Genomic DNA, 9,428 nt, shown 5'->3' on the forward strand with positions numbered 1-9,428 from the left:
AATGCACAATGAACAGTTTATTATATCCAACGGTCAAGAAAAAATTACATAACAAATCAATTGTTTGCTCATTATTATTTAATACGGGTTGGATTTATGCCTGTATGCTGTTGATAATAATGCCTGCCCGTTCCCAAACCCTTACGCCATTGAGTTCCAACCGGCTTTGTCCCGGAGTTGACCATATACTTCTGAAATTACAGTGTGGCACAGACCAGCATCCGGAATTCTCCGTTACCACCCGAACAGCTGCGGGTGGTTGTACGACACATTTTGACTGCTCTCGCACCCTTTATAGACATAAGGATGGAACTCACAGATGCCTGGAGAAAACAGATAATGGCAGTGTTTCATGCCCGATATTAAATTACAGTTACACGGATGAGCGACAAAACATACCTGATTTCCAGCAGCTGGCAGCAGAAACCTATGAATTTCCTGATTATAACTGCGGTCATTCGATCAATCGTCGATGTCGTTGCTACGATCGCAACGATCGCTACGATCGCGATAAAGCAAATGCATTTTGCGTTAAAAAATATTCTTGCTCTCGTTGCTCCCCCTCTCAAAAAGGTTCTGTTAATGCCGGTTACAGTGATTTAATCATTAATACACTGATGCCTGAGGGTTTGATCGAATTTCATAACATTAAATGCTGTAGAGACAGGCACGATTCAGGTTCTTTTCAAAGTTCCACCGAGTCTGAGTGCAATGCATTTAAAAATATTAAATTCAATCATTCAGTGCCTGGGCATGTCTATCACCCGGAAATAAAATACTTCGAAAAAAAGCCTGTTTTATCATGGACGGCAACCTCTGATGCCGAGCTATTCATGATTAATTTTGATGGTGACAGCTACTATACAGAAAAAACAAACATCGTTATTCCAAATGCATTACGAAATTATAAAGGAAATATTACGATAACCTCAGTGACAATTAATGAAAAAACACAAACGTCATGCCCCGGAAAGGGTACTGAACTATTTTTTAATTCAACAGCACTTGTTACTCGGTTAATGGGGGTTGTTAACTCCGATTCCGGAGAAACAGAAATAACAGTAAGCAGGACATCTCCGGAAAAAACAAGCCACTCGTTATCCAGCTCGATACTGCCATCAGAAAATGAATCAGCCAGATCATCATCAACAGGGTATTCTCCGATAATGTTCAAATTAATGACAGCGTTCATCATAAGGGTGTTATGTATTTAACAGGGAAAATAAAATCGAATATGGAATTGTCTATGAAGACAAAAAAATTAAGGAGCCCCATCGTTACTATCTGCCAGAATCTTATCGGCAAGGGCTTGGTTTCACTATGTCAAGGAGGCCGACTAAAAGTTCAGGCGATGTTGAAGGACTCCCTGGGTAAAATACCGGTTGATCCATAGTGGCTTCAATAAACTTTTATTTCACTGTTGAATTAACAGGTTTGCACTAATAGGTTCCTTCTGATCGGGAAAATGAATGACAGGCTCTGCTTAGCTATAAATGAAAGCAGTGATCTTTTAAACTTATTTAGTGAATTAGACCTGCTGGAAGACCTTCAAGAAATAATAAATGAAATTTTAAAGTTAAGAGAAGGTGAAAAAAAATCACACATATAAGCCATATATCCTTTCAAGGGGCAAAATTCTGACCTTGGAAGAAAGTCAGAAAAACTAGTGATAGCTTTTGGTTCTGCTTGTTATAGTTCACTGAAAATTATTTGCTCACAGTAAACGCATATCGCAGTCTTCTGTGTACGACGGATTATATGCTAGTTTAGAAACTTTGTAGATATTCTGACTTTTTACTGACAATTTTCGCTCATTTTTTGTTTTTGCAAATATACAGTGCTATTTTACTTGAACTAAGAAAACCATGAGATTAGTTCACTATGAGACTCATAAATACGATTTTACTGTTAATAATATGTTCAATTTCATGTAATTTGAATGCGACGGTACTTTCAGCTGCTTCTCGCTTCATCAAACTCTACGACAATGGATTTACAAATTCATTTCATAAAGGCGCAGACAGTCATCAAGCATTTTTGAAAGCTTTTGACAGCCCTGGGTTTTCAGGAATGGAGCCAGCAATTCGAATGATGATAGCAGTACTTTCAAGTGAAACCGAACATGACTCAAAAGATCCAAAAGATCTATATCTTGAGCAATTAAAGGCATCACCAAAGGTTTCTTTACATCCTCATCCTAATTGTTTTAGTTTTACGATGTCTCTTGATCCTATATCTGGACCAGGTGGTGTGCTTGATGTTACATTTCAGAACATGCAAAAAAACAAATATTTAGAGGAGCGGTTGAAGCTTATCTTGATAAGAAAATTGAAAATAATTGATGAAAGTAGTGAATTTATGAAGTTATTTAGTGATTTAGACATAATGGAAGATTATCAAGAACTAAAGAGCGAAATTGAGGGGTTAAGTCAATCCGAATAAAAACATGACCTATATGGACCATCGTTCTTTCTACCCTTCCCCCGTCAATCCTGGCGGATGCCACTCTATATCTACCGCTTCGGAGCTGTGCATTACTACTCCGCCCATTAATATCAAACAGCAGGCTATACCTTTCTTAAACATGGGGCCATGATTTGATGCTCCGGAATATCAGGGTGCTACTATCAGTCATTGCAGTCGGCATATAGCTGAGGCGAGATAATATTATCGACTACTACTTCTGATAAGGCCGAAAGAACAGCCACTGCGACCCAGGACTAATTGTTGAGAATACAACCGACCATTTAGTAGGCTGGCATTTTTCCTTATACGTTGTCGTTACCTGCTCTGTTCTTTTTTATTTTTAGTGATCACTTTTATTTTGTATTCAGGTGCCCACATCAGCTCAACATCAACGGCGGCACTGGAAATAAACGACTCCAAATCTGAGTCCATTGATACACCCTGAACAATGCTTCCCCAGCTTATTGTTGCTTCTCCTTTTATGAAGTCACCCAGTGCCACTTTTTTTACTCCCTGCTTCCCAGCTAAATCAAATGACAACTGAAAGCCGCTGTCCCTGGAAAACTTGTCTTTACGCTTTATTTTTGTCTCGCCTTTGGCAGCATCGTAGACACCTGAAACTAACTCAATTTTACCCAATCAGGGCTTTTTATAAAGAGGGATGGCTTTAAAAGCTCGCTGCAATAGCAGCCACAGATACAACCAAAAGGCTAAAGACTCCCGCTGTTAAGGAAGCAGCGCCAGCAGTAGCTGTGCATGTCTTTCCGCTGCAAGTTCCACCTGAATTACAGACACATGTACTTGTCTGCAATTTTCCAGCTTTGCCGTCTTTAATGCTACATTCACCAAAGCAACCACAGGCTGTGCAATCGCTACAAGTCCAAGTGCCAACTTCTACGCCACCCAAGCTGACACCGTTGAACGTACAACCAGTTGCTTTCCCGCTAGACTCCCTTTTGCTTCTAGCAGACCGCTTACTAATATGTGTTGCTTGTTTATGAGTATTTCCGACACAAGCACCAGCCCCATCAGCCAGACAAACCACCTTCTCACCTGATATAACAGGGCTTCCAGGAGGGAGGTTAGTATCAGAGTGAAGCGGTTGGAACTGCCCCCCATGTTTCACCTCTATATCACCTAAGCGAACGGTTGCGTGCCCGACAGTAAGGCTCTCCCCCTGTTGCAGGAAATAAGCCCGTGGTTCATTACCAGAAGCAGCAAGCCCTGTAACAGAGAACAAGCTATTTGGGCTTACTGCTCGGTGTAGCGAAGCGGAAAGAATCCCTTTCGCTGTTTCATCGGTATTAATAGCGGATAGATGCCCAATGCTTTGTCGGCTGTTATCCAACAGGTTTACTGTACCACCCATACTAACCTGTTCAGCTATGGTTTTAGCGCAGGCTGGCGCAGTAGCAACATGGCCAGAGGAAAGTAAAAGACCTTGGCAGGGCAGGCTCTCAGAAGACGGTCGGACTTCCGAGATGGAGGACGACGAAAAGGAGACTAAATAATCAGGTCTAGTGTTGAGAACAGAGCTGGCATGTACTGACAAATAGCTCAGTAGATTTATAGCTAATATAAGAAAGCGAGAAACAGAGGAAATCACAAGCTACACTCCCGAAATGGTACGGAAACACAACAAACATCGCACTTCCAAAAACAGAGTAAAGAGAAAGAGCTAACACTATTCGTTCGCAGCGAAAATTATAGTCACTTATCAGGGCAGTGCTTTTCAATTATCCTCAAACCCATAAAATTCCAAAGACAAAAAACGACACAAAGGAAATTTAGCAAAATCGTCGTCAACCCTCGCCCAATCGGCTATCACTTAGTCACAAATTCTATACTGGGCTTAACCTCTCTGAGACGAGTCAAGACCATGCTTCCACTGTCTCCTCAACAATGAGGGTGTCGCAAAACTCCAACAGCTCGTTCCTATGCTCTGAGTTCGTCATACCCGGCTTCATCTCGTCATTCCCGCGAAGGCAGGAATCCACACTGACTCTCCACCAGAACCATACTGCCCGGTGTCCCCCTGGCCTTGTCATCCCCGAGAAGGCAGAGATCCACCGTTGGCGCTGGATTCCCGCCTTCGCGGGAATGACGACTTCAGAGCGTGAGAACGAGCTGTTGAAGTTTTGCGACACCCTCCAATGGGCTGAACATACTTTCGAGTTGCGCAGAATTAGATGATAAACGTCGTGCAAAGAGACTAACCCGTGTAGCTGCTGAACTAGATGCCCACACGGGCTCATCTTTAGCCTCCTCATCGTCGTAAAAACCAATGTTCACTTTCCGACGGATATTAACCGAGGAATCAGCTCAGGCTATAGATTCAACAATATGGCCAGCGAGGCTATGACCCCCAAAGCATTGGTCACTGGGGTTGTACCCGCTGATGAAGTGGAAACCGGGTTGTTACTGAAAGTCGCATTGGTAATAGAAGCAGAGGACTGAGGCTCTGTCATGCAAACAGCTGAGTCAAAGTAGAACTGACCCGTCCACCAGCCTTGAGGTGTTTGGCAAGTACAGTGAACTACCCGCCCCTGAAGGATGGAGTACATTGTGGTGCATGAGGTGGTGCATGAGGTGGTGCACTTGCTGGACCCCTTCTACAATGAACGCTTTAAGCAATTGATGACGCATTATATGCTGAACTGGCGGTCTTATCGGGATGAGCTGAATAGCTTGCCGGTGCAGTATGAGGATTGGGGGTATTGACAGCCATAGTTTGTGCTAACAAAGCCGGGCTGGATTTTGTTCATTATGTCCAAGATTGAAATTACTCAAAGAGAAATGGATCGTGCATTCAGAAGCCACCATGAGGCGACACGTCACCTACCATCATCGTGTAACCCTTCCAAACTGGTTTGCCTTTTTTACGCTGTTGAGTGTGGCTTGAAATCACTTATTATTGAGCGTGAAAGGCATCAAACTTCTGAGGGTATCGATCATTACGGGTTTGAACACAACATTAACAAGATGTTGAGTCATCTTCGCTGTGGAAAAAAGCTGAGGCTACCTGTGAATATATCTCTTGATACGAGCAAACCGAATACTCACCGTGATACCGACCAGAGTAAGTTGAACCAGGTTTGGCGGTATGGCGTTAAAATTAAAAATCAGGCAGATCATACACATATCACTCAAACCCTCGAGAATATCTGTCATTGGGTTAAGGAGCAGTATTAATGAACCTCTATAGCTGGCTGGATGCCGAACGACTGCTGGCATCCAAAACTCAGAACTTCACACACTTTCCTGAGGGTATAGCCGACATCCGTGCTTATAGTGAAGCGATCGAAATAGACCTTGAAGGTGACGATCAAACCCTTGCCTTCGATTTTGTAAAAACAGTATTTGGAAATAACTGGCATCATGATGAACGAAAAATTGAGCTGGCTTATGGCTCACAAAGCTCGATAGATGTTGAAATCATCACGGACTGTGAAGAACAGAACCCACGCCATCCAAGACCGCTTTGGCAAGACCTTGGTTATGATGGAGCAACGTCAATACTGCCAAAAAGCCCTGAACCTTTCGAAGGGAAGTGCAGGCTTGCAGCCTTTCACTCCTTTAAAGGAGGTGTTGGCCGCACCACTTCATTATTGACATGGTTTAAGGCGCTTCAGGTGAATTTCCACCATCGTGAAAGCAATCGTGGGAAATTAAAAGTGTTGCTTGTCGATGCTGATATTAAAGCGCCGGGGCTGACCTATTTGTTCAAAGACAGCGACAAACCGGATGTATCATGGATTCAGTTTCTGGAAGCCAGTCACTACCCTGCGGTTGATGAGTCAACCACGATTGCTACTTTTGCCAAAGAGCTTGATCGTTATACAAAAAGTGAAGCCGGTTTTGAATACTGCCTGCTCCCTGCCTTTTCCGATAGCGAAGCAGATATTGAAAAACACAGTGAAAGCAAATCGGGAATGGCTCAATTAATCAACATTTCTGTCCGACCAGAACACCTTGCCCGAACCTACGAGCAACCCTGGCGTTGTACCGATATGCTACAAAAGCTGGGAAATCAACTTCAAGCGGATTTGGTTCTGATTGACTTGAGAGCCGGACTCAGTGAACTCTCGAGCCCGCTGTTATTTGATCCGAGGGTGGAGCGATTTGTTGTGACCACTTTGGCCGAGCAGGCTATTAAGGGTACAGAATTCATTCTGAATCGCCTGACCTCTCTGGCCAATAATCGGGATTGGCGCAATAAATTTGGTGAAAAGACATTAGACCCTCGAGTCATCACCACATTTGTCAATGAAGAGTTCAAAAAAACCGATCAGTACAAAGCGGGCCTCGAACGACTGACTGCTGCGTATACGCCTGATATATACACTGATGATGCTAACGCCACTAACGGCCTTGAGATTAATTCAGTTCTCAACTGTTGAACCTCGGGGCACTGGACAGCACACTTTCAGTTATAGAGCATGCAAGCCCACTGCTCAATAAAGGGTTAAACTGGGCCAAAGGCTTCTTTGATGCTGATTAACTAGCACATAGTTTCAATGAGTTTGATGTGAACAATCTCCGCTCAGGGTGAACGGAGCTTGAGTGTCATTAATAGAGGGAACCCATCAATTACATTGAAACCGTGTACTAGTGCAGCCAAGCCTTGATATCCATACAGGCCACTCGTTCCGATACTCTGAGGTCGTCATTCCCGCGAAGGCGGGAATCCAGCGCCAACAGCGGGTCTCTGCCTTCTCGCGGATGAAAAGGCCAGGGGGGCACCGGGCAGTATGGTTCTGGTGGTGAGTCAGTGTGGATTCCCGCCTTCGCGGGAATGACGGGAGTGAAGCCGGGAATGACGAGAATGAAGCCGGGAATGACGGGAGTGAGGCCGGAAATGGCGGGAGGGGAACGGGTTTTGCGACACCCTCTGTTGCGTGGGAACGAGGGGTGTATGGATATCAGAGCTTAGCTGCACTAGCTATCAACTAAAAAGCGTTAATTCCGACCAGCACCGGGAAGCTCCACAATGCCTGAGCAATAATAAAGTCAGCAGCCCTCTGGCTATTTGTATAAAATATTCCAGTTCGCTGAATTTTGGTAAAAAGCACTTCCTGCCTGAGGAGCCTATTTATAATGAGCCTGCATACCAATCTGGCAGGAAGGTTAAGGAATACCAATCTGCGCAAGAGCCATGGACTTTTCCCGGTTTTTGAAGCCGTTGTGAACTCTCTGCAAGCTCTTGAAGAAAACAACAATTTGCTCACAGGCGGCACTGTGACACTAAAAATACTACGTAGTCAGCAGGCTTCCTCTGAACTTGACGACTCTGGGCACTGCTCAGAAATAGTCGGCTTTGAAATCCATGATAATGGCATAGGCTTCAACGAAGAAAACATGGCATCGTTTGAAACCCTTGACTCTGATCATAAGATAGGAAAAGGGTGCCGGGGAGTGGGTCGTTTACTGTGGCTCAAAGCATTCGATAGAGCGGATGTTACCAGTGCCTTCAAATCAAACTCGTCAGGTATCGTTAAACGGCAATTCTCGTTCAGTGCCGCTCAAGGGATAAAGACTCAGGATCCTGAGCCTGACCCGAATGGCGAAGGGCCTTTCTCTATCCTCACATTATCTGGCTTCGATAAAAAGTATCGTGATGCCTGCCCAAAAACGGCGACCAGCATCGCTAATGCTTTATTAGAACATTGTCTTTGGTATTTTGTCAGAGAAGATTCTGTACCCCGCATAACTATAAAGGATGGGACAGAAACTATTGCCCTGGAAAACTTGTTTGATCAGTACATGCATAGCAAAGCCAGTAAAGAATGTATTGATATAAAAGGCTATGCGTTCAGGCTGACCCATATAAAATTTCATGCTTCGACCAAAAAGAAGCACTCTCTCGCCCTTTGCACGGCTAACAGGCTGGAGCAGGAAATTCCCATTAGTCATTAAATCCCGGGGCTGTTTGGCAAAATATCGGATGAGGCTGGTGAGTTCATCTACACCTGCTACGTTTCATCCGACTATCTGGACGACCATGTTCGTCCGGAGCGCACTGCATTTGATATAGCTGATGATATAGGGGGTATTCTTGAAGATGTCGAAGTCAGTTTCAAAGATATGCAACGTCATGTTCTGGCCAGAAGCAAGCAGTACCTGAACAATTATCTAAGTGAAAACCTGAAGGCCGGTCGTGAGAGAATCCGGCCATTGAAAGTGACATGGACTTATATCAGAAGAAACTGAAAGCATACCTCAAAAAAGCAGAGGATTTTAAGAAGTCAGACCTGGCCAGCTATGTCTCTCATCGACGTGTTATTCTTGATTTGTTAGAGAAATATATTGGACAAATGGACAACGGGAAATATGTTCATGAAGAGCTGATTCATCAGCTTATTATGCCCATGCGGAAAACCTCTGAAGAAGTCTCCACAGATGCCTCAACCTCTGGCTTATTGATAAAAGACTGACTTTCCATGATTTTCTGGCCTCCGATAAATCACTTCGTTCCATGCCGATTACGGATGATAGCTCTGCGAAAGAGCCTGACTTGTGTGCACTGAACATTAACGACAATCCCATTCTGGTTTCTGAAAAAAAATCAATGCCCTTAGCCTCTCTGACAGTGGTTGAGATCAAGCGACCTATGAGGAATGATGCCTCAGAGGGAGAAGATAAAAACCCTATTGAGCAGGCTCTTGGCTACCTGAAGCGCATCCGTGAAGGTAAGGTAAAAACCACATCAGGCAGACCTATCAGGAACAGTCAGGAAATACCCGGCTATGTCTACGTCATTAGCGACCTGACCCCAACCATGGTAGAACGATGCGAGCTGGCGAGCCTGACCGAAACCTATGATGGAATGGGTTTCTTTGGTTATAACAAGCCTCGAAATGCTTACATTGAAGTCGTTTCTTATGATCGCCTGCTGCAATCAGCAAAAGAGAGGAACCGGGCTTTCTTTGACCAGCTCGGCTTACCTGCGTAAGTTCGACTAC

At 44.2% G+C, this 9,428-nt stretch carries 13 protein-coding genes; 9 read left to right on the forward strand and 4 right to left on the reverse strand.

The window, feature by feature from the left end:
- Positions 1–8 precede the first annotated feature (8 nt).
- Both ACO6VG_RS25085 and ACO6VG_RS25090 read left to right on the forward strand, forming a co-directional pair.
- Positions 9–1,214 carry a hypothetical protein gene (locus ACO6VG_RS25085; RefSeq protein ID WP_422138669.1) on the forward strand — a complete coding sequence of 402 codons (1,206 nt, stop codon included), beginning with the start codon at positions 9–11 and terminating at the stop codon, positions 1,212–1,214.
- A gap of 667 nt (positions 1,215–1,881) precedes the next feature.
- Positions 1,882–2,442, forward strand: coding sequence for a hypothetical protein (locus ACO6VG_RS25090; RefSeq protein WP_422476159.1), 561 nt, complete (start codon positions 1,882–1,884; stop codon positions 2,440–2,442).
- Between the two features lie 339 nt (positions 2,443–2,781).
- On the opposite strand, the gene ACO6VG_RS25095 is transcribed toward ACO6VG_RS25090, so the two are convergent.
- From ACO6VG_RS25095 to ACO6VG_RS25105, 3 genes are all read right to left on the reverse strand, one after another.
- Positions 2,782–3,105 carry a hypothetical protein gene (locus ACO6VG_RS25095; RefSeq protein WP_422409696.1) on the reverse strand — a complete coding sequence of 108 codons (324 nt, stop codon included), beginning with the start codon at positions 3,103–3,105 and terminating at the stop codon, positions 2,782–2,784.
- A 28-nt stretch (positions 3,106–3,133) separates the two neighbouring features.
- Positions 3,134–4,072, reverse strand: coding sequence for a hypothetical protein (locus ACO6VG_RS25100; RefSeq protein ID WP_422409694.1), 939 nt, complete (start codon positions 4,070–4,072; stop codon positions 3,134–3,136).
- A 265-nt stretch (positions 4,073–4,337) separates the two neighbouring features.
- A complete protein-coding gene (locus ACO6VG_RS25105) occupies positions 4,338–4,613 on the reverse strand; it encodes a hypothetical protein (RefSeq protein ID WP_422476161.1) in 276 nt (91 codons plus the stop codon).
- A gap of 17 nt (positions 4,614–4,630) precedes the next feature.
- Between ACO6VG_RS25105 and ACO6VG_RS25110 the strand changes: the two genes are divergently transcribed.
- From ACO6VG_RS25110 to ACO6VG_RS25120, 3 genes are all read left to right on the forward strand, one after another.
- A complete protein-coding gene (locus ACO6VG_RS25110) occupies positions 4,631–4,744 on the forward strand; it encodes a transposase DNA-binding-containing protein (RefSeq protein ID WP_422476326.1) in 114 nt (37 codons plus the stop codon).
- 620 nt (positions 4,745–5,364) lie between these two features.
- Positions 5,365–5,658, forward strand: coding sequence for a hypothetical protein (locus ACO6VG_RS25115; RefSeq protein ID WP_422476163.1), 294 nt, complete (start codon positions 5,365–5,367; stop codon positions 5,656–5,658).
- On the forward strand, positions 5,658–6,866 hold the full coding sequence (locus tag ACO6VG_RS25120; protein WP_422476165.1) for a KGGVGR-motif variant AAA ATPase: 1,209 nt from the start codon (positions 5,658–5,660) through the stop codon (positions 6,864–6,866). Before ACO6VG_RS25115 ends, ACO6VG_RS25120 begins: the two co-directional genes overlap by 1 nt.
- A 208-nt stretch (positions 6,867–7,074) precedes the next feature.
- Here the strand turns inward: ACO6VG_RS25120 and ACO6VG_RS25125 are convergent, their stop codons facing one another.
- Positions 7,075–7,209, reverse strand: a complete 135-nt coding sequence (locus ACO6VG_RS25125; protein WP_422134823.1) for a hypothetical protein — start codon at positions 7,207–7,209, stop codon at positions 7,075–7,077.
- Between the two features lie 30 nt (positions 7,210–7,239).
- On the opposite strand from ACO6VG_RS25125, the gene ACO6VG_RS25130 reads away from it, so the two are divergent.
- From ACO6VG_RS25130 to ACO6VG_RS25145, 4 genes are all read left to right on the forward strand, one after another.
- Entirely contained in the window at positions 7,240–7,419 is a 180-nt protein-coding gene (locus ACO6VG_RS25130; protein ID WP_422138674.1) for a hypothetical protein, read from the forward strand.
- 144 nt (positions 7,420–7,563) lie between these two features.
- The gene (locus ACO6VG_RS25135; RefSeq protein ID WP_422476167.1) at positions 7,564–8,382 is read left to right on the forward strand and encodes a hypothetical protein; all 819 of its coding nucleotides are present in this window, start codon (positions 7,564–7,566) and stop codon (positions 8,380–8,382) included.
- A 269-nt stretch (positions 8,383–8,651) separates the two neighbouring features.
- Positions 8,652–8,900: a hypothetical protein gene (locus ACO6VG_RS25140; protein WP_422476169.1), complete on the forward strand. Its 249-nt coding sequence runs from the start codon at positions 8,652–8,654 to the stop codon at positions 8,898–8,900.
- 41 nt (positions 8,901–8,941) lie between these two features.
- Entirely contained in the window at positions 8,942–9,418 is a 477-nt protein-coding gene (locus ACO6VG_RS25145; protein ID WP_422476171.1) for a hypothetical protein, read from the forward strand.
- The last annotated feature ends 10 nt before the right edge of the window (positions 9,419–9,428 follow it).

This window comes from Endozoicomonas sp. ALB032, assembly GCF_049310125.1.
Lineage (GTDB): Bacteria > Pseudomonadota > Gammaproteobacteria > Pseudomonadales > Endozoicomonadaceae > Endozoicomonas_A.

Bases quoted from the DNA above. Each gene is read 5' to 3' on its own strand.
- ACO6VG_RS25090 (WP_422476159.1), top strand. From the start codon at position 1,882: ATGAGACTCATAAATACGATTTTACTGTTAATAATATGTTCAATTTCA.
- ACO6VG_RS25145 (WP_422476171.1), top strand. From the start codon at position 8,942: ATGCCGATTACGGATGATAGCTCTGCGAAAGAGCCTGACTTGTGTGCA.
- ACO6VG_RS25140 (WP_422476169.1), top strand. From the start codon at position 8,652: ATGGACTTATATCAGAAGAAACTGAAAGCATACCTCAAAAAAGCAGAG.
- ACO6VG_RS25120 (WP_422476165.1), top strand. From the start codon at position 5,658: ATGAACCTCTATAGCTGGCTGGATGCCGAACGACTGCTGGCATCCAAA.
- ACO6VG_RS25135 (WP_422476167.1), top strand. From the start codon at position 7,564: ATGAGCCTGCATACCAATCTGGCAGGAAGGTTAAGGAATACCAATCTG.
- ACO6VG_RS25085 (WP_422138669.1), top strand. From the start codon at position 9: ATGAACAGTTTATTATATCCAACGGTCAAGAAAAAATTACATAACAAA.